Source organism: Rhizobium laguerreae (genome assembly GCF_019778565.1).
Classification (GTDB): domain Bacteria; phylum Pseudomonadota; class Alphaproteobacteria; order Rhizobiales; family Rhizobiaceae; genus Rhizobium; species Rhizobium laguerreae.
Map to the genome: position 1 here is coordinate 89004 of NZ_JAAXQT010000009.1, position 25548 is coordinate 114551.

The 25548-nt window shown below is 60.7% G+C and carries 24 protein-coding genes; 10 read left to right on the forward strand and 14 right to left on the reverse strand.

Annotated features, from left to right (window positions below; genetic code table 11):
• Nucleotides 1-21: 21 nt before the first annotated feature.
• From HFO71_RS25335 to melA, 5 genes are all read right to left on the reverse strand, one after another.
• Nucleotides 22-939, reverse strand: a complete 918-nt coding sequence (locus HFO71_RS25335) for a carbohydrate ABC transporter permease (protein ID WP_168255600.1) — start codon at nucleotides 937-939, stop codon at nucleotides 22-24.
• The gene (locus HFO71_RS25340; RefSeq protein WP_168255599.1) at nucleotides 936-2192 is read right to left on the reverse strand and encodes an ABC transporter substrate-binding protein; all 1257 of its coding nucleotides are present in this window, start codon (nucleotides 2190-2192) and stop codon (nucleotides 936-938) included. The genes HFO71_RS25335 and HFO71_RS25340 overlap by 4 nt, the downstream gene beginning before the upstream one ends.
• A 30-nt stretch (nucleotides 2193-2222) precedes the next feature.
• Nucleotides 2223-3182: an N-acetylglucosamine kinase gene (locus HFO71_RS25345; RefSeq protein WP_221984943.1), complete on the reverse strand. Its 960-nt coding sequence runs from the start codon at nucleotides 3180-3182 to the stop codon at nucleotides 2223-2225.
• Nucleotides 3179-3973, reverse strand: a complete 795-nt coding sequence (locus HFO71_RS25350; protein WP_077980668.1) for a DeoR/GlpR family DNA-binding transcription regulator — start codon at nucleotides 3971-3973, stop codon at nucleotides 3179-3181. The genes HFO71_RS25345 and HFO71_RS25350 overlap by 4 nt, the downstream gene beginning before the upstream one ends.
• Nucleotides 3974-4157: 184 nt before the next feature.
• Nucleotides 4158-5474 carry an alpha-glucosidase/alpha-galactosidase gene (gene melA / locus HFO71_RS25355; RefSeq protein ID WP_221984942.1) on the reverse strand — a complete coding sequence of 439 codons (1317 nt, stop codon included), beginning with the start codon at nucleotides 5472-5474 and terminating at the stop codon, nucleotides 4158-4160.
• 99 nt (nucleotides 5475-5573) lie between these two features.
• On the opposite strand from melA, the gene HFO71_RS25360 reads away from it, so the two are divergent.
• Nucleotides 5574-6440, forward strand: a complete 867-nt coding sequence (locus HFO71_RS25360; RefSeq protein ID WP_221984941.1) for a helix-turn-helix domain-containing protein — start codon at nucleotides 5574-5576, stop codon at nucleotides 6438-6440.
• A 44-nt stretch (nucleotides 6441-6484) separates the two neighbouring features.
• On the opposite strand, the gene HFO71_RS25365 is transcribed toward HFO71_RS25360, so the two are convergent.
• The 3 genes from HFO71_RS25365 to HFO71_RS25375 all read right to left on the reverse strand — a co-directional run bounded on the left by HFO71_RS25365 (nucleotide 6485) and on the right by HFO71_RS25375 (nucleotide 9581).
• Nucleotides 6485-6694 (reverse strand): hypothetical protein, encoded by a 210-nt coding sequence (locus HFO71_RS25365; RefSeq protein ID WP_184501631.1) that lies wholly within the window; start codon nucleotides 6692-6694, stop codon nucleotides 6485-6487.
• A 28-nt stretch (nucleotides 6695-6722) separates the two neighbouring features.
• Complete coding sequence (locus HFO71_RS25370; protein WP_170269202.1) at nucleotides 6723-7682, reverse strand: HD-GYP domain-containing protein; 960 nt, start codon at nucleotides 7680-7682, stop codon at nucleotides 6723-6725.
• Nucleotides 7683-7766: 84 nt separating this feature from the next.
• Nucleotides 7767-9581 (reverse strand): putative bifunctional diguanylate cyclase/phosphodiesterase, encoded by a 1815-nt coding sequence (locus HFO71_RS25375; RefSeq protein WP_221984940.1) that lies wholly within the window; start codon nucleotides 9579-9581, stop codon nucleotides 7767-7769.
• Between the two features lie 380 nt (nucleotides 9582-9961).
• Between HFO71_RS25375 and HFO71_RS25380 the strand changes: the two genes are divergently transcribed.
• From HFO71_RS25380 to HFO71_RS25420, 9 genes are all read left to right on the forward strand, one after another.
• Entirely contained in the window at nucleotides 9962-10285 is a 324-nt protein-coding gene (locus HFO71_RS25380; RefSeq protein ID WP_025397412.1) for an antibiotic biosynthesis monooxygenase family protein, read from the forward strand.
• 123 nt (nucleotides 10286-10408) lie between these two features.
• The gene (locus HFO71_RS25385; protein WP_168274640.1) at nucleotides 10409-11419 is read left to right on the forward strand and encodes a LacI family DNA-binding transcriptional regulator; all 1011 of its coding nucleotides are present in this window, start codon (nucleotides 10409-10411) and stop codon (nucleotides 11417-11419) included.
• Nucleotides 11420-11461: 42 nt separating this feature from the next.
• Nucleotides 11462-12736: an ABC transporter substrate-binding protein gene (locus HFO71_RS25390; RefSeq protein WP_077980661.1), complete on the forward strand. Its 1275-nt coding sequence runs from the start codon at nucleotides 11462-11464 to the stop codon at nucleotides 12734-12736.
• A gap of 72 nt (nucleotides 12737-12808) precedes the next feature.
• The gene (locus HFO71_RS25395; RefSeq protein ID WP_020046945.1) at nucleotides 12809-13660 is read left to right on the forward strand and encodes a carbohydrate ABC transporter permease; all 852 of its coding nucleotides are present in this window, start codon (nucleotides 12809-12811) and stop codon (nucleotides 13658-13660) included.
• A complete protein-coding gene (locus HFO71_RS25400) occupies nucleotides 13657-14514 on the forward strand; it encodes a carbohydrate ABC transporter permease (protein WP_025397415.1) in 858 nt (285 codons plus the stop codon). Before HFO71_RS25395 ends, HFO71_RS25400 begins: the two co-directional genes overlap by 4 nt.
• A gap of 13 nt (nucleotides 14515-14527) precedes the next feature.
• Nucleotides 14528-15586 carry an ABC transporter ATP-binding protein gene (locus tag HFO71_RS25405; protein ID WP_131663458.1) on the forward strand — a complete coding sequence of 353 codons (1059 nt, stop codon included), beginning with the start codon at nucleotides 14528-14530 and terminating at the stop codon, nucleotides 15584-15586.
• 19 nt (nucleotides 15587-15605) lie between these two features.
• On the forward strand, nucleotides 15606-16874 hold the full coding sequence (locus HFO71_RS25410) for an MGH1-like glycoside hydrolase domain-containing protein (protein ID WP_168255594.1): 1269 nt from the start codon (nucleotides 15606-15608) through the stop codon (nucleotides 16872-16874).
• A 116-nt stretch (nucleotides 16875-16990) separates the two neighbouring features.
• Nucleotides 16991-17266, forward strand: a complete 276-nt coding sequence (locus tag HFO71_RS25415) for a ribbon-helix-helix domain-containing protein (protein WP_131641119.1) — start codon at nucleotides 16991-16993, stop codon at nucleotides 17264-17266.
• Between the two features lie 64 nt (nucleotides 17267-17330).
• A complete protein-coding gene (locus tag HFO71_RS25420) occupies nucleotides 17331-17585 on the forward strand; it encodes a type II toxin-antitoxin system RelE/ParE family toxin (RefSeq protein ID WP_231285628.1) in 255 nt (84 codons plus the stop codon).
• A gap of 26 nt (nucleotides 17586-17611) precedes the next feature.
• On the opposite strand, the gene HFO71_RS25425 is transcribed toward HFO71_RS25420, so the two are convergent.
• From HFO71_RS25425 to HFO71_RS25450, 6 genes are all read right to left on the reverse strand, one after another.
• Nucleotides 17612-20239, reverse strand: a complete 2628-nt coding sequence (locus HFO71_RS25425) for an AAA family ATPase (RefSeq protein ID WP_131663457.1) — start codon at nucleotides 20237-20239, stop codon at nucleotides 17612-17614.
• Nucleotides 20236-21360, reverse strand: coding sequence for a metallophosphoesterase family protein (locus tag HFO71_RS25430; RefSeq protein ID WP_131641116.1), 1125 nt, complete (start codon nucleotides 21358-21360; stop codon nucleotides 20236-20238). Before HFO71_RS25430 ends, HFO71_RS25425 begins: the two co-directional genes overlap by 4 nt.
• Before the next feature lie 317 nt (nucleotides 21361-21677).
• Nucleotides 21678-23324 carry an acetolactate synthase large subunit gene (locus tag HFO71_RS25435; RefSeq protein ID WP_025396847.1) on the reverse strand — a complete coding sequence of 549 codons (1647 nt, stop codon included), beginning with the start codon at nucleotides 23322-23324 and terminating at the stop codon, nucleotides 21678-21680.
• Between the two features lie 291 nt (nucleotides 23325-23615).
• Complete coding sequence (locus HFO71_RS25440; protein ID WP_025396848.1) at nucleotides 23616-24143, reverse strand: GNAT family N-acetyltransferase; 528 nt, start codon at nucleotides 24141-24143, stop codon at nucleotides 23616-23618.
• Complete coding sequence (locus HFO71_RS25445) at nucleotides 24140-24418, reverse strand: type II toxin-antitoxin system TacA family antitoxin (RefSeq protein ID WP_025396849.1); 279 nt, start codon at nucleotides 24416-24418, stop codon at nucleotides 24140-24142. The genes HFO71_RS25440 and HFO71_RS25445 overlap by 4 nt, the downstream gene beginning before the upstream one ends.
• Nucleotides 24419-24638: 220 nt before the next feature.
• Nucleotides 24639-25517, reverse strand: coding sequence for a DUF6030 family protein (locus HFO71_RS25450; protein WP_206988409.1), 879 nt, complete (start codon nucleotides 25515-25517; stop codon nucleotides 24639-24641).
• Between the last annotated feature and the right edge of the window lie 31 nt (nucleotides 25518-25548).

A 25548-nucleotide genomic window follows, 5' to 3' on the forward strand; every position in this document is an offset into this window, starting at 1 on the left:
GATAGGCAATAGTGGATCTCATCAGTCGAACCGTGTGTTGCGATAGACACGAAGGACGTAGACCAGCGAAATCAGCAGAGACACGAGAGTGATCACGACCGATAGCGCCATGCCATACGAGAAGCGGAGATTCTGGAAGGTTTCGAGGTAGATCTGGACGAGCACCGGTCGGGTCTCGAGGCTGGCGCCCGCCAGAACCCAGGCCTCGTCGAAGAGATTGAAAGCGTTCACGGTTGCGTTGGTCATGGCGACAGCGATCGCACTGCGAACCAGCGGAAGCGTTACCCACCCGAACATCTGAACGCGCGTGGCTCCATCGATCCGTGCAGCCTCATAGAGATGAACAGGGATGCTCTGCATCGCGGCAAGGACGATGACGATCGTCAAAGGCATCATGCGCCAGACGTGGACCACCGTTACGGCGACGATGGCGCTGGTGCGATCGTTGAACCAGACGTGATTTTCGAAGGGGAGCCCGAGCGCCGAAAGGATGCCGTTCAACAGGCCCGCGCCCGGTTGATAAATCCAAAGCCAAATGACCGAATTCACAACGCCGGGCAGCGCCCAGGGCAAGATCACCGCTGCGAGCACCCACTGTCGCCCGACCTTGATCTGATTGATGAGAGCGGCAGCAAGAACGCCGAACACGGTTTCGGCCACGACGGCCAGAACAACGTATGTCAGCGTGTTGCTCCAGGTCGTCGCGAGCTGGCCATCCGAAAGCATTCGGCTGTAGTTTTCCAGGCCAACGAATGGCGTGCCGGCCTGCATGGGGTTGACCCTGTGCAGGCTGTCCCAGACGGTTCTTCCCATCGGGTAGAAGACCAAAGCTGCCATCGTGAGAACGATGGGCGACACCAACAGCAAGCCGAGCGTGGCGTCGGCGTTGAAGCCGACCCCACTCTTGCTCGTGGCCCCTTCGGACGCCAAAGCGGTCATTGCGCCATCGCCTGCTTGGCGGCGGAAGCGATGGCCTCCATCGCCTGGTCGACGCTCATCTGTCCCTTGGCAGCGCTGTTGATCGCCGTGTTTACGCCGCTGGAAAATTGCGGGTACCAAGGCGGCGTGCCCTGCGGGAACAGCGGCTCAACCGTCTTCGACTGCGCCACGAGAGCGTCGCCGCTGTTCAGCTTTCCGGATTCGTTCAGTTCGGAAAGCGCCGACGTGCGTGTCGGCAGGAAGCCATTTACAGCATTCTGCTTCTGGAAGTCCTTGCTGGTGAACCATTTGACGAAAGCGATCGCCGCCTCTTTGTTGGGAGAGACGTTTGGAATAGCCAGCGCTTCCGGAAGGCCGAAACTGCGCGTTTCACCGCTTGCCGTCGGCACGAGGATCGCTTCTACCTGGCCGGCGACTTTCGACTGCTTGGGATCGTTCATCTGGCCGAGACGACCAGGCTCGCCGGAAATCATGATGCTGGTGATGCCCTGCGCGAACATGCTCTCATTGATTTGGCTGTCCTTCAGGCCGGTTGACGCCGGATCGACCAGCCCGTCCTTGAGAAGCATCAATTCGAAAGCAAGCGCCTTGTAACCAGCCGAATCCGGCGAGGTAAAGAGCGGATTGAAATCCTTGTCGAAGAGTTCGCCACCGAAGGCCTTCGTCAGCAGGTACCAGCTCGTCGACGCGCCTTCGGTTGCCGAAACCGGCAGGCCGATCGGATATTCGACAATGCCTTTTTCCTTGATCTTCTTGGCTGCAGCGACCAGGGCGTCCAATGTTTTCGGTATCTCGGTGATGCCTGCATCCGTGAAATGCTTCTTGTTGACGAGCATCACCCGGAAGTCGTTGGTGTAGGGAATTCCCAATAATTTGCCGTCGACCGTGAAGATCTTGGCAACGCCGATATCTTTCACCGTATCGGCGTCGATCACGTCGTTGAGCGGCATATACCAACCGGCCGCGCTGAACTGACCGGTCCAGGACCAATCGAATTCGGTCACATCCGCTGGCGCTGTACCGGCAACCAAGGCTGTCACCAGCTTCGGGCGGATGTCGTCCCACGACAGAGTCTGCAGGTCGACGTGAATGCCGGTTTCGGCCTCGAAGTCAGCGGCGATGTTCGGTCCCTGCGGCGATGGCATGAGCACCGTGATCGACTGACCGGCAAGCGGCTTGGCGTCCTGGCCAAGAGCCGGTGCGGCGATTGCCAAGGCCGCCGATGCAAGTAGAGGCAAGATCAATTTATGCATGTTCCCATCCTTCATTATTCTTGAGCTCAATTACTGGGATGCGCAGTCACCGCCTTCGGCCGTGGCCACGATTTGCCCGAACCAGCCGTCGTCTAACGGCCAGTCGAGAAGTTGGGCGGCAGCCAGGAGCGCGCCGCCAATCGGGGGAAGTTTCGGCAAAGCCGCAGGCCTGCCAATTCGCCGTTCAAGCGCCTCCAAAAGAAGTCGGCTCGAAAAAGTACCGCCGGCATAGGTCCAGTCGGCATCCGGATCACAATGGCCGGCAATTGCCGCATGATGCTTCGCCAGTTCATCGGCCGCCTGCTCGATCAACCCGACCGCCCCTTTATCGCCGCCAAGTGCGACCTGATCGACGAGGGTCGAAATTGCTGCAATGTCCGCCCGTGGGTTTGCCAGGGAGCTGGCCCAATCGCCGAGCCCATTCATGGGATTGCTCAAGTCGATGCGAAGGTGGTCAAACAGGGCCTTCGCGAGAGCTGTTGCCGAAGCACGCCCATCCAAGCTTTGGCTGACGAGATTGAGCGCCCTCTGCCCGATCCAATGGCTGCTGCCCTCGTCACCGATGAGATCTCCCCAGCCGCCGGTGCGCGCCGATCGGCCTTCGGAGTTACGCGCCCATGCCATTGAACCCGTGCCGGAAAGAATGAGGATACCCGGCTCGCCCGCAAAAGCACCGAGGTGCGCCGCGTCCACATCGTTGAGGACGCGCCGGTGGACGTTTGGGAACAGCCGCTCGATCGCATCGCGCTGTAGAGCCGACAGGCGCTCAACCTCGGCGTAGGCGGGCAGCGCTGCGGCGACGGCCGCCAGATTTCCTTCATCGCGAAAGGGAAGGAGATGCTGCTCCAGCTCATGGAGCCAATTCGGATTGTCCATGGGATTGACGCCATGGCCGCGGGAACGCCGCAATATCCGGCCACGCTTGTCCGCGAGGGCAACCAGCACCTTGCTTCCGCCACCATCGATGCCGAGGATCAGCGCGTCGCTCACTCTTTCGCCCTCAGATCCGCGATCGTTGCGTCGACGCCGAAGTTGACGAGCTCGTCACGCCAATGCCGCGAAAGCCCGGAATCGGTAATGACTTTCGCGGTGTCCAGCGGTGCGACCTTGTAGGTCGCGGTGGTTCCGAATTTCGAGGAATCGGCCAGAACGAAACGATTGGCCGACCGAGCCAGCATGCGCCGGTTAAGGCTCGCCTCCGCACTGTCCACGCTGTAGATCGCGCCGTCGGAGCTGATGGCGCTGGCGCCAAGAAAGAGCTGGTCGAACCATAATGTTTCCAGCATTGCCTCCGCCTGAGGTCCGACGAGCGACGCATTTTCGCTACGCAGCTGACCGCCGAGAAGCACCACCTCCAAATTCGGAATATTCAGGAATTCCTGCGCTACCGTCAGGCCGTTGGTGAATATCCTGAGCGGCATGGGGTTGATGCGAACGAGGCGCGCAAGCTGCAGGACGGTGGTTCCCGCGTCGAGAAAGATCGCCGTACGCGGATGAAGCAAGCCATAGGCCGCGGTGGCAATCGCCCGTTTGGCTGACAGGTGGCGCTTTTCGCGCTCCTGAAATGCAACCTCAACCGACGATCCTTCGGCAATGCGCGCTCCACCATGCACGCGATCAATGGCGCCTTCCTGCTCAAGGATCTGCAGGTCTCTACGAACCGTGGCAAGCGATGCTCCGATCGCATCGGCAAGCGCCTGAATGGTCGAAAAGCCGTTCGCGTAGAGGTGGCTGCGAATGGCATCCAATCGATCGACCTTCACTCCAACTGCCTGGCTCAACGAAAACCTCCCTCACGGCCGATCCCAATTTCGATCATGGTTTCATTTCAAATGATCAGTGTCAATCAATTTTCTGACGTTTTGTGATTTATCGGATGATGGCTGGAATGAAAAAAACGCGCCGTGAATTCACGGCGCGTCTAAACGAATGCCATACGCTTGTGGCTGGCTTATCCACGGGATCTCACTGATATCTCGGCAGCAAATCGCCGTGTGCGACGATCAGGTCGTCGACAAGGTTCCAGATTTGGTCTGGCGACAGTTCCGCAGACGTATGCGGATCGAGCAGAGCGGCCTGGTAGATGCGCTCGCGGTTTTTTGTAAGAGCCGCCTCGACCGTCAACTGTTGAACCGAAACGCTCAGGTTCATGACGGCGGAAAGCTGAGAAGGGATCCGACCGACCCGGACCGGCTGAATTCCATTTCTGTCGACATGGCAAGGCACTTCCACGATGCATTCATCGGGCAGATTCTCGATCAGGCCGTTGTTTGGGACATTGCCGTATATCAGCGCCGGGTTGCCAGTTACCGCGGCATGAATGATGCCGGCCGCGTATTCGTTGCTGCGGCACACCTCGATCGGCTTATCGCCTTCCAGTTCCTTGCGAAGGGCATGCCACTCTTTGATCTGCACCTCGCAGCGCCGGATGTATTCGTCCAACGGAATATTGAGCTGATCGATCAGGTCCCCTCGTCCCTCCTTGATGTACCAGGAGGTATACTCGGAGAAATGCTCGCTGGATTCGGTGACGAAGTGGCCGAGCCGTTTGAGAACATCGAACCGCACCCGATCGTCCGGCGGAACGCGGCCATCGGCGGCGAGAGCGTTCAGTCTCGGATAAAGATCTTCCCGCCGTCCGTCGCTATGAATTTTCTCATATTTCAGGAAGAAGGCGACGTGGTTGATCCCAGCCGAAACATAGTTCACGTCGGCAATGTCCTCGCCGAGGCATTGGGCGAGATGCCCGGCTGTGTGCTGCACACTGTGACACAAGCCGACGGTGCGGATTTCCGGGGCCAGATCCTTGATCGCCCAGCAGTTGATGGCCATCGGGTTGACGTACTGCATCAGAAGAGCCTGCGGGCAGACCTCCTCCATGTCTCGGCAGATCGCCTCAAGGACTGGTATCGTCCGCAAACCGCGGAAAATGCCGCCGATGCCAAGGGTGTCGGCGATCGTCTGACGCAAGCCATATTTGTTTGGAATGTCGAAGTCCGTGACGGTCGCCGGTTTGTAGCCACCGACCTGCATCATGAGGATCACGAAATCGGAACCGCGCAGCGCTTCCCGCCGGTCGAGCGTGGCGTCGATCCTGACGTTTGAAAGCTTAAGCGACTCGCAGATCCGGCGAGCGACGATCTCTGATGTCTTCAGTCGCTCTGGATCGACGTCGAAGAGGCTGATGACGTAGTCGCCGCCTCTCTGCGAGGACAGGACGTCTCCCAGAATGTTCTGTGCAAAAACGGTGCTACCAGCGCCTACCAGGCAAATCTTCGGCATTGCAATCTCCCTATCGGTTGTGATTGCTTAGTGCTCCTTCTAGGTCAGAATTTCCTCCCGGCATCGGCCTATTAATTCCGGAATTCGAGTCTTGGACGCATGAAACATACCCAAAGCCGCGGCGAATGGATTGGATCCCGAGGGGAGTTCCTGGTCGAGCGTCACATCGCTGATGCGATGGCAGCACCGCATTGGCACGACCATGTTGAAATAAACCTGCTCATGGCCGGCCAGATGACCTACCTTTTTAATGGAAGGCGGGAACAGGTGGAGGCCGGCCGCCTGGTCTTATTCTGGGCCGCGATTCCGCATCAGACGATCGCTGTTGCCGAAAACGCCCCGCTGGTGTGCCTCTATCTTCCTCTTGTCGATTTCCTGAGTCTGCCGGTGGACAGAAAGGCAAGGCAGTCGATCATGCAGGGGAGATTTCTGGCGCAGGGAAATCAGGAAACGATGGATGCTTCGACCCTCCCACGATGGGAAAAGGAATGGCAGTGCGGCAGTGCGGCAAGACGGAAACTGGTCGTGGAGGAAGCACGACTGCGAATACGGCGTCTGATCCTGGACAATGCTGAATGCGACAATTCGCCGACCCATGTCTCTCCGACATCGTTGGCCGGCCACGCGGTGCGCCACGTCGAGCTGCTGATCGACCTCATCAATTCCCGCTACGCAGATCCGGTAAGCGTAGCCGATCTCGCCAAGCTTGCGGGAATGCATCCAAGCACCGCCAACAGCGCTTTCCGAAAGGTTTTGGGAATATCAGTCAACGAATACCTGACCCGACATCGGATTGCCCGGGCGATGCAGCTACTGACGGACACGGACGATCCGGTCCTCCAGATCGGTTTTGACTGCGGGTTTGGTTCCAGCAGTCGCTTCTACGAGATTTTCAAGGAGCGAACGGGTACGACCCCCCGTCATTTCCGGGAAGCGGTGAACTCCAAGAACACTCCAGCGCCCTGATGAGATTCCAACAGACGGGGCTCGTGATGGCTCTGGGTGCCCATCTATTTCGGCTCGTTGCCTGAGCAGATGCGTGCGGCTTGCGCTTCGACCTCACGCGGATCCAGCGTCGCCGTTTGATCCCGGCGATAGATCTCGGCGGAAATCACCGCCAGGCATCGATCAAAATCGGAGGGGCGGATGAGGATCGCGCCACCAACGATGATCGCGGAAAGCAAGATCGCCCCTGCCAGCAGAATATCGCTTCTCACCATGTTCCCCCAGTGCGACCGCCGTACGGCTTTAGTGGAGCGTGCCGCTGATCACCATTTTTGACACGAATGCGGAAAGAAGCTGGCTATCGAAATGGCCCGGCGAATTCATCATCATGTTGATCGCCTCTGCTTGCGAGAAGGCGCGCTTATACGGCCTGATTGTGGTCAGCGCTTCGTAAACGTCACAAATCGCCGCAAGCCGGGCTACGTAAGGGATCTTCTTTCCGGCGAGCCGGCCAGGATAGCCCGAGCCATCGAATTTTTCGTGGTGGTAGCGACAAATGTCGAGCACCGGCTTCGGGATATGCGCGACATGGGAAACCAGCTCATATCCCCGCTGAGGATGCCCGCGGACAAGATCCATTTCCTCGGCCGTCAGCTTGCCGGGTTTCGTCAAAATCTCGTCCGGCAGCGCCATTTTTCCAAGATCGTGAACCAGTCCGCCGAGTCCCAGGACCCGCACATCCTCTTCTCCATGACCGAGGCTGCGCCCTAGGGTGATCATCAATGCGCTAACCGCCAGCGAGTGGAGAAACGTCAGTTCATCTTTTTCCTTCAGCTTTGCGACTGCGATAAGCGCGCCGGCATTGTCGAAGGCTGCCGACATGATCCGCTCCACAGCTGCGCTTGCCGCATCACTGGCGAAAGAGGCTTTGATCCTGGCGTGGGCAAGCATTTGACGGATCTGCGGTCTCGTATCCTCGACGCATTCCCTCGCCTGCTTGATATCCTTTGCCGAAAACACGGCACGAAGCTGGGCTTCAAACGCAGTCCGGTCGATGTCCTGTGCCCCGCCCGGGTCGACATCCGCGCCTTTTCCGACGTCGATAACAACCGTCATCAGGCGGTTTGCCATCAAACTCTCGACCTGACCGGCGGCCGAGATCAGGAACGGCTTGAACCGGCGTGTCCTGTCTTCTCCCTCGATTTCGACGTCCTCGACATACATTCCTACCCGCAATTGGCTGACATGTATCCGTTTTCGCATCTCTGATCCGTTCAAAATAATCTTGGTACTCAAGCGTTGTCTCAGCTATCCGGGGCTGGCCCGAGCGCGAAAACCTCGCTCAGGCTATCGGGCTCCGGCACGGGGCTTGTCTTGGTTGAGCCGTTGTCCATGCTGCTCTAAAATGGCCGCGGCAACCGTTCGATCGACTGCTTTCGAAAACAGATAGCCCTGCCCGAGCTTGCAGCCGAGCTGGCTCAATTGAACAGCTTGGGGTTCTGTTTCAATGCCTTCTGCGACGACCCGGATCCCCAGCTTGTGAGCTATTCCGATCAGGCCCTCAACGATGAAGGTCCCAGCGTCGCCCGGCACCATGCGGTCGATGAAGGACTTGTCGATCTTGATGATGTCGACCGGCACCGTCAGCAGATGGGTCAAAGACGCGTAGCCCGTGCCGAAGTCGTCGAGGGCAACCCGCAAACCCCTGGACCGAAGAGCCTTTATCTCGTCCGCTACGACATAGTCCCGTTGTCCGAGATAAACCGATTCCGTCACTTCGAGGATGATATGCTTGAGAGGAACCTCCGCTTCCCCGAAAATTCGGCACAGCCTGTCTTGCAGATTGCCGCCACGAAAATCTGCGGCGGACAGGTTGATGCCGACATGCTGGAGAGGAAGGCCCCGGGCGAGCCAGCTGCGGATGTCTCTCGCAACCCTCAGCAACATCCGTTGGGTCAGCTCAGCAGCAATATGCGCGTCTTTTGTCGCCTCATGGAAATGCGCTGCGGCTATGATTTCGCCTGAAGGCGTGGTCATTCGACACAAGGCTTCGAAACCGACAATTTCCCGCGTATCAAGGCGCAAGATCGGTTGGTAATGCGCGTCGATCCTATCGTCTTCCAGGGCGACGCCCACGTCCCGAACCGCCCTGAAGCGTCTGGTCAGGGCGGTGCCCAGGCCGGGATAGTGTTGCACGTATCGACCGCGGTTGTGTTCTTTCGCATGATAGAGCGCCACATCGGCGTTCTGGCGGATCTGGTCAGGGTTTGTTTCGGTCTCTGCCAACGCACCGCCAATCGTCGCGGCGGGAAAGACGACATGACCGTCGCACGTTGAAGGAGAAGACAGCGGTTTGAGGATGTCGGAGGCCCTCGCACTCAGATCAAGGTCTTTGTCGTCCGACACAATGACAGCAAACTCATCTCCGCCAAGCCTAAAGGTGTTTTTGGCGCCTGCTGTTGCGGCGATCCGGTCTGCAACCACTTGAATCAATGCGTCGCCGGCTGCGTGCCCGAACGTGTCGTTCACGAGTTTCAAGTTGTCGATGTCAACAAGCAGGATGCCCCAGGCGCGCCGGGATCGAGGCAGCTCTTCGGCGAGAAGCTGGTTGAAACGAGCGCGATTAGACAGTCCCGTCATGGCGTCGCTATATGTCAGCCGCTGACGTTCCATCACCCGTTCTTCGCGATCGATGGCGATTGTGCAGAGATGGACACAAGCTTCGACGAGGTCTCGTTCGACGGCCTTCGGACCGCCGTGTTCTCGATAGTAGAAGGCAAAGGTGCCGATCACCCGCTCGCCACGCTTGATCGGGCTGGACCAGCAGGCCTTAAACCCCAGCGGAAGGACCAGGGACTTGAAGTCCTGCCAACGAGGATCGGTCTCGATATCGGTGACAACGACCGCTTCTCCGAAATAGGCGGCAGCGCCACAGGAGCCCGCAAGAGGACCGGCTTCAAGATTGTCGACAGCCGCTGAATAGTCAGGCGGAAGGGAGGGGCCAGCAAGTGTGTGAAGACGACTCCCATCAAACGTCAGCACCGAAGCGATGATTCCAGGAACGGCGGCCTCAACCCTGAGGCAAAGTTGCTCGATCGTTGCTGCCAGCGGTTCCCCTTTGGCAATCATTTCCAGAATGGCATTCTGCAACTGAAGGATCATGACGTTACTTCCCGGAAGGAGACCCTGCCTACCAAACCGACTTTCAAATCAGGTTACGCCGTTGATTAGATTTTGATCGAATAGACACACTCGCGAGCCATCAACGGCCGAGCCCCGAAGCGGAGTTAGAAAGTCCAGACCAGAGGCAGGGTCGATCGGCTCACGCGGGCCTTGAATAATCGATCGTGGGACTCATCTCCTTTTGCTCGTGGAACAGACGTTCCGGGCTGAATGGGTGTGATGCCCGGATTGGCGCATGCCTGGCGCATAATCGCCTCTGATTGGCAGGGCTTGGTGCCCTGTTCCACGATGCCATGCCGTTTGAGGCAGACGTCCTTGACCGTCGGCTTGCTTCATTCAAATGTCACGGGGTGCAGAACATGACGAAAGTTCCAACTATCGCCCGTATCTGGCGCGGTCGCACGAAGCCGGAATTTGCTGATGAATACGAAGCTTACAATCGCGCTGAGGGAGTTCCGCCGCTACAAAAGACGGCACTCGGCGTCCAATTGCTGCGCGAAGATCGAAAGGATGAAACATGGTTCACGACGATCTCCTACTGGGCCGACATGGAATCGATGACGGCGTTTACGAAAGGTGATCCGGAGCAGGTTCATCATCTGGCGCGAGATGCAGAACTGCTGTGCGAACTTCCGGAGCGTATCCAGATACACAAGATAGTGGTTCCGCCAAACCTGCGTTGAGCGTTCCTAGCTGTCTCCTACAGCTCCCGCGCTTTTCCCGGCTAGAGATAATCGTTCCAAAACGTTTTGGCTTGACTCCCAAAACGTTTTGGAGAATCTTTTTCTCACTTCGGGAGGAAGGTCTTGGCCAATCTCAAACAACTCGCGCAATCGCTGGGACTGTCGATCACCACGGTGTCGCGTGCGCTCGACGGTTATGCCGATGTGTCGGCCACCACGCGCGAGCGGGTTCGCGAGGCCGCCGACAGGGTCGGCTACCGGCCGAATGCTTCGGCCCGCCGCCTCCGCAAGCAGCGAGCCGAGCTCGTTGCCGTCACGCTGCCGAGCGATCCCGGCCATATCGGCCCTCCGCATTTCCTCGATATGTTGTCCGGCTGCGCCGAACATCTTGCTGCTGCCGGCCTCAATCTGGTGATTGCACCGGTGCCGCGCGGCGAGAGCGAACTCGACATCTGCCGCCGCTTCGTCGATGGCCGCCGCGTCGATGCCATGCTTCTCGTCCGCACCAAGCGGAAGGACGAGCGCGTCGAATTCCTGCAGTCGCGCGGCATTCCCTTCGTCACCAACGGCCGCACCGAAAGCCTGACGCCCCATCCCTATATCGATGGCGACGGCTTTGCCGGCTTCCGGGCCGCGACCTTGCGCTTCCATGCTGCCGGCCACCGCCGCATCGGCCATATCGCCGGCCCGCAGGAATATTACTTCGCACATGACCGCTGCCGCGGCTGGCGGGCGGCGATGGAGGAATGCGGCCTGGCCACCGACCTCTGCGCCGAAGGCGCGCCGCTGGAACAGGGCGGTTATCTCGCAGCACTCGAACTTCTGCGCCAACCGTCGCGTCCGACCGCCCTCGTCTGCGCCACCGACGAAATGGCGATCGGGGCGCTTCGGGCGCTGCGCGAGGTCGATGGCGGCAACCAGATCAGCATTGTCGGCCATGACGACCTGCCGATGGGCGCCTTCACCAGCCCGCCGCTCTCGACGATGCGTATGACCGGCGAACACCTCGGCGCAAGCTTCGCCTCGCTGCTGCTGCGTGCCATTGCCGGCGAAACCGCCGAAGAACTCCAGGAACTTCATGCGATCGAATTTGTCGATCGCGACAGCCATCGCCGTCCGCTTAGAGCGGCATAGACAGCAGTGCATCTCAAACAAAGAACAATGAAGGAGGAGAAGATGAAACATATCATGTCATTTGGAATTCTGGCTTCCACCGTGCTGGCCTTCGCCTCACCGGTGCTTGCCCAGACGGTTTTCGTGTCCACCCAGCTTCGTCCGATCGAGGAGGCGACCGTCGTCCGCGAAGAACTCCTGAAGGACGTCGGCCCGGTCGATTACGTGGTCGAGGAGCCGCCGCAGTTTGCCGTCCGCATGGAGGCCGAACGCCAGGCTGGCAAGCACACCGTCAGCCTCGTCGGTGCGCTCCATGGCGAGCTTTCGCCGCTCGCCGACAAGGACACGCTCGAACCGCTCGACGATCTCGCAAAGAAGCTGGCAGCGAGCGGCATGCCGCAGTCGCTGCTCGACCTCGGCAAGCTCGGCAAGTCGACCCAGCAATATATCCCGTGGATGCAGGCGACCTATGTGATGGCTGCCAAGAAGGAAGCCCTGCAATACCTGCCTGCCGGCGCCGACGTGAACGCGCTGAACTACGATCAGCTGATCGAGTGGGGCAAGAACATGCAGGAAGCGACGGGCCAGCCGCAGATCGGTTTCCCGGCCGGCCCGAAGGGGCTGATGGCGCGTTACTTCCAGGGCTATTTCTATCCGTCGTTCACCGGAGGCGTCGTGCGCACTTTCCAGAGTGCCGACGCGGCTGCCGGCTGGGAGAAGCTGAAGGCGCTGTGGGCCTATGTGACACCGAACTCCACCAGCTACGACTTCATGCAGGAGCCGCTGGCCGCCGGCGAAGTCATGGTCGCCTGGGATCATATCGCCCGCCTGAAGAATGCCATTTCCGCAGCACCTGACGATTATGTCGTCTTCCCCGCCCCCGCCGGTCCCAAGGGTCGCGGCTACATGCCAGTCGTTGCCGGTCTCGCCATTCCGAAGGGTGCGCCCGACAAGGCCGGTGCAGAAAAAATCATCGAACACCTCTCCATGCCGGAGACGCAGCTCCTGACCGCCTCCAAGGTCGGCTTCTTCCCGACCCTGAACGTCAAGCTGCCGCCGGATCTCGATGCCGGCGTCGCCCTGCTCGCCGGTGCGGTCACCGCCACCCAGGCTTCCAAGGACGCGGTCATCTCGCTGCTCCCGGTCGGTCTCGGCGACAAGGGCGGCGAGTTCAACAAGGTCTACATGGATAGTTTCCAGCGCATCGTGCTGCAGAACGAGCCCGTTGCAGACGTGCTGAAGACCCAAGGCGCGACGATGGCCAAGCTGATGACCGACACGAAGGCTGCCTGCTGGGCGCCCGATGCCAAGAGCGATGGCCCCTGCCCGGTTCAATAAATCCGCTTAGCAAGCGTCCGGGCGGAATGCCCGGGCGCTCTTTCAACCCTCTGCTCGTCTAGGCCGGAGCCGATGACCAACAGCCGACCCTGGATCCCTTATCTGCTGATCCTGCCATCCGTCGCCTTCCTGGCGCTGTTGTTCGTCGTGCCTCTGGTACAGACGATCTGGCTGGCGGTTTCGGACAATGGCGCGCCATCGCTCGCAAATGCCGAGCGCATGGTCACCGACATCAATTTCACCCGCTCGGTGAAGAACACCTTCCTGCTGACGATCGCGGTCGTGCCGGTGCAGATCGCCATTGCGCTGGCCATGGGCACGATGGTCGCCAAGGTCGGCCGTGGGCGGGAGACGATCCTGTGGATCTGGACGATTCCGCTCGGCATTTCCGATCTCGCCGCCGGTCTCGTCTGGCTGTCGATCCTGCAGAACACCGGCTATCTGAATTCGCTGCTCTTCGGCCTCGGCATCATCGGCAGGCAGGCAAGCTGGCTCTCCTACCAGACGCCGGTCGCGCTCTTCCTCGCGATTGCGGTTGCCGAAATCTGGCGCGGCACGGCAATCGTCATGGTCATCATCGTCGCTGGTCTCAATCAGGTGCCGAAGGAGTTCAAAGAAGCCGCCGAAATCTTCGGGGCTGGCCCGTGGACGCGCTTCTGGCGCATTACCCTGCCGCTGATCCGCCCCGCCCTGCAATCGGCGTTGATCCTGCGCACCGTGCTCGCCTTCGAGGTCTTCGCGGTGGTCTATGCGCTCGGCGGACGCAACTTTCCGGTTCTCGTCGGCGAGGCCTATAACTGGCAGAACCAGAACCAGAATTACAGCGTCGCCGCCGCCTACGCAGTGCTGATCATGATCATCTCGCTTGCCGCCACGCTCATCTATCTGAAGGCCTTGAAGGTCGATCCGGAGCGCCTGCCATGACCACGGATACCGTCAACACGGCTGCGGACACCCGCAACGCCGCCGGCTTCGTCTCCTCGCGGCGCTGGCTGCTGTGGAGCGGCATCGCCGCACTCTGCGCCTGGGTGCTGGTGCCGATCTATCTGGTCGCGCTCGGCGCGCTTGGCGGCCGCCAGGGCGTCTATATCTGGCCGAAGACCGGCCTTCCCACGGGCATATCGCTCGAGCCCTTCATTCTCTTCCTGAAGACCGAAGGCGTCGTCCAGTCCTTCCTGAATTCGCTGGGGGCAGCCGGCATCACGGTGGGGCTTTCGATCCTGCTCGGCGCACCGGCAGGTTATGCGCTCGCCCGCTATGATTTCCGCGGCAAGGACAGCTACCGCCTCCTGGTGTTGCTGACCCGCGCCTTCCCGCTGGCGATCCTGGCACTGCCGCTGACGGTCTCCTTCATCCGGCTCGGCCTCTACGATACGATCCTCGGCGTCGGCCTTATTCATACGGTCCTCGCCCTGCCTTTCGCCGCACTCGTTACGCAGGGCATTTTCCTCGGCGTGCCGAAGGAGTTGGAGGAAGCCGCCTGGGTGTTTGGCTGCACCCGCATCCAGGCCTTCTTCAAGGTGGTGGCGCCACTCGCTCTGCCCGGCATTGTCGCGACCGCGGTCTTTGCCTTCGTCATCTCGTGGAACGAGGTTTTTGCCGCCTCGGTGCTGACGGTGCGCAACCGCACACTGACGGCCTACCTGCTGACCGTGCTTTCGGAAAGCCCGATGCACTATCGCTTTGCCGGGGGGCTGATGCTCATCCTTCCCTCGGTCGTCTTCATCTTCGCGGTCAGACGCTACCTCTTCGCGATCTGGGGCATTTCCTCCAAATAACGGGACCAGAGACATGGCCAATATTGTCATCGACCGCATCCGCAAGAGTTTCGGAGCCTTCCAGGCGCTGAAAGAGGTCTCGTTGACGATCGACGACGGCGAATTCGTCTCGCTGCTCGGTCCGTCCGGCTGCGGCAAGACCACGCTGCTGCGCATCATCGCCGGCCTCGAGACCGCAACATCAGGCGATGTCCGTATCGGCGACAAGTCGGTGATCGGCTTGCCTCCCAAGGATCGTGGCCTTGCGATGGTCTTCCAGAACTACGCCGTCTTTCCGCATATGACTGTTTACGAGAACGTCGCCTTCGGACTGCGGATGCAGAAGGCCGACGACGCACGCGTGAAGGCGCAGGTCGAAAAGGCCGCCGGCCTGTTGCATATCGAACAATATCTCGACCGCTACCCGAACAAGCTTTCCGGCGGCCAGCGCCAGCGCGTCGCGGTCGCTCGCGCCCTTGCCGTCGAACCGAAGGTTCTGTTGATGGACGAGCCGCTTTCGAACCTCGACGCGCTGCTCCGTCTCGAAATGCGCACCGAACTCAAGACCGTGCTGCAATCGGCAGGCACCACGACGATCTATGTGACCCACGACCAGACGGAAGCGATGGGCCTCTCCGACCGCATCGCCGTCATGCATGGCGGCGTGGTCGAGCAGGTCGGCCATCCGGTCGAGATCTACAATCACCCGGCGACACGTTTCGTCGGCGGCTTCATCGGCAATCCGCCGATGAACTTCATCCAGGTGCCGGTTTCGAACGGCCAGGTGGCGGTAGGCGCCGAATGGCTCGTGGCGCCGCAGGAATCCGGCGATCAAATCGTCCTCGGCCTGCGCGGCGAGGCCGTCGAACTCGCGCCGCTGCCGCAGGGTCTCGAAATGCGGGTTCGCGTTGCCGAGCCGATGGGCTCGCATCTGCTGTTGACTGGGTCGATCCATGACCAGCCGGTCCGCGTCATCCTGCCGGCTTCGGAGACCGTGAAGAGCGGCGAGACGATCGGCCTAAAGCTCGACCAAAAGCGCATCACCTGGCTTTCGCCCGAAAGCGGCAAGTCCTTTCCGGCCGTTTTGGCCTAAGAATACCGGAGCATCCAGAATGAACACGCATATCGACCAGGCGAAGCGCATCCTCGCCCAGAACGATCGTGGCGGCTATACCGTGCCGACCGACCGGCTCTATCCCTTCCAGTGGAACTGGGATTCCGCCTTCGTCGCCATGGGCTTCGCGCTCTACGATGTCGATCGCGCCTATCGCGAGCTGGAACGGCTGGTCGAGGGCCAGTGGGCGGATGGAATGATCCCGCATATCGTCTTCCACGCGCCAAGCGAAACCTATTTCCCGGGGTCGGATGTCTGGCGCACGCACCACACGATCCCGACCTCCGGCATAACCCAGCCGCCGGTCTTCGCGATCGCACTGCGCAAGCTGCATGAGGTCGCCGGCAAGGAGGACGAGACGCGCACCCTGCCCCTTTACGAGGCGGCGCTGAAATGGCACCGCTGGTGGTATTCCGCCCGCGACCCTGAAGGGACGGGGCTTGTAGCACTCCTGCATCCCTGGGAAAGCGGCAGCGACAATTCTCCCGCCTGGGACATCGCGCTTGCCCGCGTGCCCGTCACAACCGACACGCCTGTCGTGCGTAAGGATATCGGTCATGTGGATGCCGACATGCGCCCGCGCGACGAGGATTACCGCCGCTTCATTCATCTGGTCGATACCTATGCCGCCTGTGGCTGGGATCCGGCGAAACAATGGGAAAAGGCGTCCTTCAAGGTCGCCGAGATCCAGACGACCGCCATCCTTCTCAAGGCGGGCGAGGACCTTGAGCATCTTGCCCGCCTGTTCGGCCGGACCGACGACGCGATCGAGATCGCTGCCTTCAACGACCGCAGCCGTACGGCGATAATGGCCCAGTGGCGGCCGGAGCTTGCCCGCTTCGTCTCGCGCGACCTGGTCTCCGGCAAAGATGTCGAAGCCGCGACGCAAGCCGGCTTCATCCCCCTCCTCTCGCTGGACCTCGACAAGCAGGTTGCGAACGCCCTGGTCTCGGAAATGAAGGCCTGGTCCAAGGGTCTAAAAGTTGCCTTCCCCACCACCAAACCCGGCATCGCCAGCTGGGAGCCGAAGCGCTACTGGCGCGGCCCCGCCTGGGCGATCATCAACTGGCTGCTGATCGACGGACTCAGGCGCAATGGGCATGCGGATGCGGCCGAGGAACTGCGGAAATCGACGATCGCAGCGATCGAAACGGAGGGTTTCGCCGAATATTTCAACCCTGTCACCGGAGAAGGCTGCGGCGGCCTCGGCTTCTCCTGGACGGCCGCCGCGTATCTGTGGCTTGAGGGAGGCACAGTCCGTGCTTAAGTGTAGAGCCGCGCCCAGCTGCTAGTCTCCGCGATCAGCGCTCCAGGGGTCGCCGACATATAAAGTGTATGATTTAATCATACGGTGGGTTATAAGGAGATAACCGAGGACACACTATGCGTACAACCCAACCCCTTACCATCACGCTCCCGCTGGAAATGGCGCAAATGGTGAAGGCCAAAGTCAGCTCCGGCGAATATGCGACCGAGAGCGAAGTCATCCGCGACGGTCTGCGCACCTTGGCCGCCCGCGACGCCGCCGTTGAGAAATGGCTGCGCGACGAGGTCGTGCCTACTTATGACGAGATGAAAGCCCACCCCGAGCGCGCCCTCTCCGTCGAGGAAGTCCGCCGGCGGCTCGATGCCCGTATAGCCGCTCACGCCAAGAAATAGCGCAGGGCATGAACTACAACGTCATTTTTGCGCCCAGGCGAGCGACGACCTCGAAAACCTGCTGGTGTACCTGATAGACGAGGCCGGGCCGGAGACGGCTCGCAACTGCGTCGGTCAGATCGTGGATTACTGCCTCAGCTTTGAGACGTTTCCCGAGCGCGGCGCCGTGCGTGACGACCTACGGCCGGGACTGCGCGTCGTTGGGTATTGCGGCAAGGCAAGCATCGCGTTTGTGGTGGAAGAGAACATCGTATCTATCCTGCGTGTTTTCCATCGCGGCCAAGACGTCCGCTTCGACGATAATGAGCAAACGACTTAATCCAGACGACAGATCGGCTGCTCGCCCTATTCCGGCTGCCATGGCTGCATGGTGAGCACATTGCCGCCCAGCTTGGCGAAGGCGCGCTGGCGGCAGGAGAAGACGAGGATCTGCTGGTCGCGCGATTGGCGGTGCAGCGCATCGAACATCCGCTCGATCCGGTCGTCGTCGGAATAAACAAGCGCATCGTCGAGGATGACGGGTGCCGGCCGGCCGTCGCGGGCAAGCAGCCTTGCGAATGCAAGGCGGGTCAGCACCGAGAGTTGCTCCCGCATACCGCCGCTCAGCCGGTCGACATCCTCGTCCAGGCCGTTGCGGCGCACGATCTGCGGCAGCAAGGTGTCGCCGTCGAAGGTAATCGAGATATCGTCGAACAGCAGGCCGAGCAGCGGGGCGAGTTCGTTCATAACAGGCTTGAGATAAAGGTCGCGCGCGGCTGCCCGCGTCGCCGTCAGCGCCTTGCGCAGGCGATCGAGCACGGCGACCTCCGTCTCGAAGCGCTTTACCTGTTCCCGCGCCGCGTCAAGCAAACCGCGAGTTTCCAACCAGTTTTCTTCCACCGCACTGTCCGAGCGGGTGCGGATCTGACCGCCGAGATCGGCAAGCTCTTCGCGAAGCCTGGCAATTTCGCGGCTTGCGGCGTCGGCGACCGAGCGCGCCCTGGCAAGGGCGGCCTCTGCGCCGGCGAGGTCCCGTCCTGTCCTGCGCAAAGGCCCGGCCCGGAGCTCAACCGCGTCGCATTGTTCTTTGGCGCTGGAAAGCCTTGCCGCAAGGTCCCGTTGCAATTCAGTTCGGCCGGCTTCGGGGCCGATGACCATCTCGATCGCCTCGAGTTCCTGGCCAAGCCTGGCGTGCTCGGTCTGCGCCCGCAATATGGCCTCGCCGGCTTCCGTGCGCATCACTGACGCCTCCCGCGCCCTGTTGCGCGCCAGTTCGATGCGCCGTGTCGCATCCGCGAGACCGGCACGCACCTCTTCCGGGTTGGCGTCGAGTTCGACCGCACCCTGGCTGAGTTCGGCAAAGCGTGCGGCGTCGAGGTGAAGCTCGTCAATGCCATTCGGGGCGAGATCGGCGAGCCGCTGGCGCGCCCGCACCAGTTCCTCCTGCTTATTCCGCGCAGCAATATCGCGCTGCCGCGCCGTCCGCAGACTGTCGACACCGAGCTTGGCAAGCAATGTTTGGCGCGTGGCTTCCGCGGTCTCCAACACCCCATTGTGATCGGCCTGCCGGCCGGAATGGATGGTCAGCGTGCCGACGCCCGCTATGTCGAGCCTCGCCATCCCGGCAAAGCTCTTATCCTCGCCCCCATGCAAAGGCTGGCGGTCCATGCTCACCAATCCGGAGACGTCCTTCAGGTAATCGATCCTGAGTGAGGGAAGGCCGACTTCGGCGGCTGCGCGCAAGCCGACGATCTTGATGTCGAGTGCTTCAAGTCGTTCGATGGCGTCGGCTGGAATGGCGAGCATTGCGTGCGCAGCCTCTCCGTCCTCGATCTGCTGCCGCGCCGCTTCCGCCTGTTCGAGATGCAGACGAACCTCGGCCAGCCGCTCGGCGGCGTGGCGCGAACGTAGCGCTGCCTCCAGCCGCGCCAGCAATTCGCGGTTTAACCGCTCCTCCTCTTCGGCCGCCTGCACCTCCGTCGTTGCAGCCTCGCTTTCGGCCAGCGATGCCGTGCGTCGCTCGGCTGCATTTGAAAGCTCCTTTTCCGCCAAGGCGAAACGCCGCGCGAGTTCGCCACTGCGGTTCAATGCCGTGTGGAAGCGGTCGAATGCCTGCTGCGCCTCATCGCGGCGACTGGCGGCCAAAGTAGCCTCGGCGTCGAGCGCCTTGAGTTCCCTGTCATGCAGTTTAGCGGCTTCGAGCACCGACTCGGCGTTGGCAATCGCCGTCTTCCGGCCGGCCTCTTCGTCCGAATTTTCCAGTTCGCTGAGTCTCGCCTGCACTGAGCGGCGGCGATCGAGTGCGCCGTGCAGCATCTCCACCTCCTTGGCCAGCCGCGCCTCCTCCGCCTGCAACCGGTCACACTCCTCGAGCGCGGCGGCAAAGCGGCCTCCGGCCTTTGGCCGGAGCGTCGCGGTGACCAGGCGATTGAGTTCATCCTCGCAGGCTTCGAGCACTGCCGACATGCGCCGCCCGCCCGTCAGCGCCTCCACCTCGCCCTGCACCGAAGACAGCAGGCTTTCGCGCACCCGCTTGTCGTTTTCTTCCTCACTCTTGCTGCGATTTTCGATGCCGGTGACGCCCTGGCGCACCCAGAGCAGGCCTGCCGGGCCGGCAGTTCCGCCGGAAATGAGATCGCCGATGAAAGCCTCGGCCTCGTCGGCCTGGGCGACGAGCCGGCCGCTGCCGAGATCGGTGACGCTGGCGCGCCGTCCGCCATAGAACTGCTTGGTCAGGCGGTAGCGGCCGGCTTCGATCGTGATATCGGCCTCGACGATCGGATTGCCGCCGCTATAGGGGCGCAGCATCTGCACGCTCTTTGGCGTGCCGCCGTGCGGCTGGAAGAACAGCGCATGCAGCGCCTCGAAACAGGTTGATTTGCCGTGTTCGTTGGCAGCGCTCAGCACGTTGACGCCGTCGGCGATTCCTTCGACAGATATGCCGCGGCCAGCGAAGCGTTTGACGTTATGAAGGCGAAGAGCGTTGAGTTTCATCGATCGATCGCCTCGCAATAGGAAAACAGGCGGATCAACGCCTCACGCGCCACACCCCTGTCATCGCCCGATCGGGATTGGTCGAGGCTTTCGGCAAGCAGCAACTCCGCAGTATCGCGCAGCGCACCGGCTCGGTCGATGATCTCGAGATCATCGCTCTCGCAATCGGTCCCCAGCAGTTCCGTATCGATCTCCAGATGCGCAAATTCCGGCGCGACCTGTTGCAGCAGGCTGGTCATTGCTGTGCGCCCGTTCAATCGGGCACGGCCGGACAGCGCGACACGCAACAGGGTTTGTCGCCGCGCGAACGGTTCCGGCAGTGCCGCCTTCAGCGCTTCAACACCGTCTTCTGACGCCAGCAGCGGAAGCTGCAATGTCTGCCAGGAAAAGCTGGCAGTCGCGACAGCCGTCGTCGTCGGCATCGCCCCCTGCCCGGCAATGGAAACGACCATCGCCTGCCCCGGCCGGTCATGCTTGAACCGGTCGGGCTCGGGCGCGCCGCTGTAATATGTTCTGGCGTCGACCGCGACCGAGCCGTGCCAATCGCCGAGCGCCATGTAATCGAGGCCGGCCAGCGCCGCGCGGTTCGGCGCAATCACGTTGGTGGCCGTGGCATCCTCCGAGAATTCCTGGATCGGGCCATGGGCGAGGCCGATGCGGATAGAGCCGTCCGGCGTGGCTGCACCCGTCATCCATTCGGTCAGGTCGCGGCCCGGCCGCCTGGCCGTGCAAGGCGCCGGCAGCAGGATGACATCAGGTCCAAGCGGAAGGGGCGCCGCTTCCATCGCCAGGATGACATTGTCGGGCACCACGCTGCGCGCAGCACTCCAGAGCTGGTCCGCCAGCAGCGAATCGTGGTTGCCAGGAAGCAGGACCCAGCGCAGCGGCGTATTCCGGGCCATCTCGCCAAGCGCTTGGCGAAGCACGGCAGGTGTCGGCGTCTCGGTATCGAACGTGTCGCCTGCGAGCAGGATGACACCTGCCCCATGCTCACGTGCCGCACCGGCAAGCCTGGCGATCACGCCATGCCGCGCCTCGCGCAGGCGCCCTCTCAAATCCTCCGGAAGATTGCCAAATCGTTTGCCAATATGAAGGTCCGAACTGTGCAGGAAGGAAAACATTAATCAGCCATGTTTGCGATGCGCCGCGAGCTTTCGAGCATGGCCTCCAGCGCCGCGCGTCTTTTCGGACACGCAAGGACACTGTAGCGCTTTGCAGTAGGCCTCGTCCGCGGTTCGCGATTCCGTTGTTCCGCGACAGACCATGCCTCCCGATATCAGGCGAGGCAAGCCTATCCTGGCTTAACAAGCTCTTATCCAACGCTTATCTAATTCTGCGGGATATTCGACACCGTAGCCATCCTGCTCACGGACGAGGACGGCTGCTAATACCGCCGGTAACCTCCGGGCGGAGTGCCGCCTGATCCGTCGGCCATCTCTCAGACCTCCAATATATCAGGGAGCCGTTCACGAAGCTCCTTCACCAGCACGCGCTCATTTTCCGAATAGTCGACCGGAACGTTCACCAGATGGACGCCACCTCCGGAGAATGCCTCTTCGAGAACCTGTTTGAACTGGCCGATATCGTCGACCCTGGTTCCCCTGGCGCCGTAGGATTCGGCATATTTCACGAAGTCGGGATTGCCGAAGGTCATCCCGAAATCCGGGAATTCGTCTACGGCCTGCTTCCAGCGGATCATCCCATAAGCATTGTCCTCGATGACAAGAACGACGAGGTTGAGCTTCAGCCTGACGGCGGTCTCGAGTTCCTGGGAGTTCATCATGAAGCCGCCGTCACCACAGATCGCCATGACCCGCCGCTCGGGGTATAGCATCGAGGCAACCATCGCCGACGGCAGCCCGGCTCCCATCGTTGCAAGAGCATTGTCGAGCAGCAGCGTGTTCGCCATCCGCGTTCGGTAGTTGCGCGCGAACCAGATCTTGTACATGCCGTTGTCGAGCGCCAGGATGCCATCATGCGGCATCACCTCTCTTATATCGTAAACCAGTCGCTGCGGCGTGAAGCGATCCTCCGTCGCCCGCGCGGCAATGCGCTCGAGAATGCGCTCCCGCAGGTGAAGAAGCGCCTGCGCGTTTGGCAGCTTGCCCTCGAGGCGATCCGCCAGCGCCTTCAGCGAAGGGCCGATGTCGCCGATGACTTCGGATTGCGGGAAGTAGACCTGCTCAACGGTCGCCGGCTGATATCCGACATGGACGACCTTCGGGCCGCCCTTGCCCATGATGAAGGGTGGCTTCTCGATCGTGTCGTGCCCGATCGTGATGATAAGGTCTGCCTGTTCGATGGCCTCGTGGACATAATCCCGCTCCGACAGCGCGGCGGTGCCCATATAAAGTTCGGTTCCGCCGGGCACCGTTCCCTTCCCCATCTGAGTGGTAAAGAACGGAATGCGCGTACGGATCACAAACTGCGCAATATCCGATGTCGAGCGGGGACGCGAGGCGGCGGCCCCGAACATCAGAAGCGGACGTTTGGCTGCGGCGATGAGGGCGGCGGCGCGATCGAGGGCCGCATCGCTTGCCGTCGGCAGTTCGAGCTGATGCGGTGCAATCAGTGCCACTTCCTGGCATTCTTCAGCCGCAATATCTTCCGGAAGCTCCAGATGTACCGGCCCCGGCCTTTCCTCCTGGGCGATGCGGAACGCCTCCCTGACCGTCGTCGGGATCATCTGCGGCGACACGATCTGCCTTGCGAGCTTGGTCAGCGGCTTCATCGACGCGACGACATCGACCACCTGGAAACGCGCCTGGCGGGACGAGAGAATCCCCTTCTGACCGGTTATCATCACCATCGGCATCGCGCCGAGCAAGGCATAGGCGGCACCCGTCGAGAGGTTCAGAGCACCAGGCCCGAGCGTCGTCAGGCAGACGCCGGGCTTTCCAGTCAGGCGGCCATAGGTCGCGGCCATGAAAGCCGCCGCCTGTTCGTGTCGGGTGAGGACGAGCTCAATCGACGACTTTCGGATGGATTCGACGACGTCGAGATTCTCTTCGCCTGGGATGCCGAAAATGCGCTCGACACCTTCGTTCTCAAGCGCTGCCACTAGAAGATCGGAGCCTTTGGTCATTGGATGTTTGCCCGTGCTGTTTGGATCGAGGCTTCCAGAAAGGAAGGCCTCTTGAAGATATGTTCTTTTCCGGGCCTGTCCATGCGTTCGGCGGCATCGCCTCAATCTTAGTCGCCGAGGATTTCTGGATAGGACTTGCCGCGGGAATAAAAAAGCTCTCCGCGGTTCTGCTGGCAAACAGCTTTGACTGATGGTGTGAGATGTCGCGGTTCAAGCCGGCACCTCCCGCCCGCAACGCGCAGAGCCCTGTTTTGCTGGATCGAGGATATCAATGGCTTGGCGGCTAACCGGCTACAAGAGCCCCTTGGCCTTGAAGTCGGCGGCGAAGGTGGCAAGCGGCATAACGAGGGTGAGTGGTTTCCCTTGCAGCGGTTCGGCGCCATAGCTGGCATACCAATGGGCGGCGCGTTCGCTCTTGGCATCGATGATGAGCAGGATCCCGCCGCCCTCGCTGGCGAGCCGCAGGCAACGGAGCGCTGCAGCAGCGATGAGCTGGCCGCCTAAACCCTTTCCCGCCACCTTTATGTCGGTTGCCAAGCGCGCAAGCTTGAAGCCTGCGACTTCATGGCGTGCGAGGCCTCTCGTCAGCTTTGGAGGCACGGCCTCATGTGTAACGGCCGAAGGCGCGACTGTGTAGAATCCGAGGATGCGATCAGGTTGGGCCTTGTCGATGGCGCAGAAGGTCTTCGCCGCATTCTGCTCATGGCTCTGCCGAGCGAAGCGCCGAATGAACTCGTTCATTGCCCCATCGCCGCAATCGAATGAGGCCCGATCGTGCGACTTAGCGATCGGCTCTTCATGCCAGACGGGGAGGGTCACAGGGCATCCGGTAGAGCAGAGATCGCAGCGCGTAGTTTCGCGTTCGGTTTTGGCGGGTGTTCAAGCAGGTCGAGGATGCGGATGAAATCGCGGCTCGACACGGTCTCAACTTCAGCAGCCTGGATGACGGCTTCGGCTTCAGGTACTATCTTATCGAGAATGAAATCTGCCATATCCTTGTTCGAGAGGGCAGCCGCGCGCGCGATAATTGCCTTCTGCTTTGGCGGGATACGGAGCTGGTAGCGTTCGGTTTTGTTGTCCGCGGTTCTCGGCATAATTATCTCCTTAATCGCAATGTAGCGTACACATAGTATGTGTACAAGAAGTTCCTGAGATGATCGCAGCATTCATGGAATGGTTCAGCGAACACTACTTCGAGGGCCTTCGGCGGGCTTGCGACCTCCTGACCCCTTGCCCGTCCATTATCCTTCAAGCGTCCAGTTCGGCTGCTCGGCGTGACGCTTTCATCGCTCAATACGATGAAATCGTCGATGTTCAGCCACAGTTGCTTGATCTTGGATTGTGACGGGTGCTAGCGACGTCATTGAGCGCAGGTGGCTGATATGGACGTGCCCGAGCGCTCCCTGAGGATGAAGCTCGCTGGAACACGACGGGCATTCGGAGCCAGCGCTCGGTCGAAAAATACGCCTTAGTCCTCACCTGCGAATCTGAAGTCGCCTTAAGACCAAGAAGAAAATTGAAGATATTTCCGCTGCCGGCTTCGCGCGTGAAGCTGAGATAGGAGCCGAATCGTTCGTATTCGACATCTTGAAGGTTTTGGATGGACGCAAGAGCATCCTCGAAATCACGCCAGCACGCCTGCTTCACGATGATCTCGAAAATCCGCAGGACGGCTGGGGCGAGACGCCCCTGAGCGTCGGTCGTCGGCCCAATGATCTTGGCGCGGAGCTCAAGAATATTGCCCAATTCATCTCCACGAACCTTAACGAAGGTCGAGCTGAGTGGACGCACCTCGTCCCGTTCGTAGATGCGCTGAAAATAACATTCATAGCTGCGATTGCGCATCGATGCGGCTTTCCATTCGCTCATATCGATGCCGGCTTCTCGAAGAGCACCGCAAAAGTTCGACCCCGAGACACGCCACATCCGCAGAAATTGACTTGCCAACTCCAACTTCGGGATCTCGATCAGCTGCAGCGATATCGGCGTCGGCGGGAGGGGAGAAGGAGCCGCCGGATCAGGGCGGGCGGCTATGCGAGGTGATCGGGCAGCTTTATTGAGAACTCGATTTTCGAAGGGGCCGACCGGATCTTCGAGGTGATGGATTTCACGGTAAAAAACGACGGTGCCTGCAAGAAGCAAAATTAATATCAAAAGCCCTGGCCAAAGCAGGGACCAGCGGTTCCTCGGCATTGGGAAATTCCCGTGCCAAGGCGGGCTGTCG

What these genes read in the sequence shown, in the direction of transcription:
- melA (WP_221984942.1), bottom strand. Translation starts at nt 5,474, where the DNA reads ATGCCGAAGATTTGCCTGGTAGGCGCTGGTAGCACCGTTTTTGCACAG.
- HFO71_RS25405 (WP_131663458.1), top strand. Translation starts at nt 14,528, where the DNA reads ATGGCCAATATTGTCATCGACCGCATCCGCAAGAGTTTCGGAGCCTTC.
- HFO71_RS25445 (WP_025396849.1), bottom strand. Translation starts at nt 24,418, where the DNA reads ATGCCGAGAACCGCGGACAACAAAACCGAACGCTACCAGCTCCGTATC.
- HFO71_RS25395 (WP_020046945.1), top strand. Translation starts at nt 12,809, where the DNA reads ATGACCAACAGCCGACCCTGGATCCCTTATCTGCTGATCCTGCCATCC.
- HFO71_RS25390 (WP_077980661.1), top strand. Translation starts at nt 11,462, where the DNA reads ATGAAACATATCATGTCATTTGGAATTCTGGCTTCCACCGTGCTGGCC.
- HFO71_RS25375 (WP_221984940.1), bottom strand. Translation starts at nt 9,581, where the DNA reads ATGATCCTTCAGTTGCAGAATGCCATTCTGGAAATGATTGCCAAAGGG.
- HFO71_RS25370 (WP_170269202.1), bottom strand. Translation starts at nt 7,682, where the DNA reads ATGCGAAAACGGATACATGTCAGCCAATTGCGGGTAGGAATGTATGTC.
- HFO71_RS25340 (WP_168255599.1), bottom strand. Translation starts at nt 2,192, where the DNA reads ATGCATAAATTGATCTTGCCTCTACTTGCATCGGCGGCCTTGGCAATC.
- HFO71_RS25430 (WP_131641116.1), bottom strand. Translation starts at nt 21,360, where the DNA reads ATGTTTTCCTTCCTGCACAGTTCGGACCTTCATATTGGCAAACGATTT.
- HFO71_RS25450 (WP_206988409.1), bottom strand. Translation starts at nt 25,517, where the DNA reads ATGCCGAGGAACCGCTGGTCCCTGCTTTGGCCAGGGCTTTTGATATTA.
- HFO71_RS25435 (WP_025396847.1), bottom strand. Translation starts at nt 23,324, where the DNA reads ATGACCAAAGGCTCCGATCTTCTAGTGGCAGCGCTTGAGAACGAAGGT.
- HFO71_RS25365 (WP_184501631.1), bottom strand. Translation starts at nt 6,694, where the DNA reads ATGGTGAGAAGCGATATTCTGCTGGCAGGGGCGATCTTGCTTTCCGCG.
- HFO71_RS25335 (WP_168255600.1), bottom strand. Translation starts at nt 939, where the DNA reads ATGACCGCTTTGGCGTCCGAAGGGGCCACGAGCAAGAGTGGGGTCGGC.
- HFO71_RS25400 (WP_025397415.1), top strand. Translation starts at nt 13,657, where the DNA reads ATGACCACGGATACCGTCAACACGGCTGCGGACACCCGCAACGCCGCC.
- HFO71_RS25425 (WP_131663457.1), bottom strand. Translation starts at nt 20,239, where the DNA reads ATGAAACTCAACGCTCTTCGCCTTCATAACGTCAAACGCTTCGCTGGC.
- HFO71_RS25410 (WP_168255594.1), top strand. Translation starts at nt 15,606, where the DNA reads ATGAACACGCATATCGACCAGGCGAAGCGCATCCTCGCCCAGAACGAT.
- HFO71_RS25380 (WP_025397412.1), top strand. Translation starts at nt 9,962, where the DNA reads ATGACGAAAGTTCCAACTATCGCCCGTATCTGGCGCGGTCGCACGAAG.
- HFO71_RS25415 (WP_131641119.1), top strand. Translation starts at nt 16,991, where the DNA reads ATGCGTACAACCCAACCCCTTACCATCACGCTCCCGCTGGAAATGGCG.
- HFO71_RS25360 (WP_221984941.1), top strand. Translation starts at nt 5,574, where the DNA reads ATGAAACATACCCAAAGCCGCGGCGAATGGATTGGATCCCGAGGGGAG.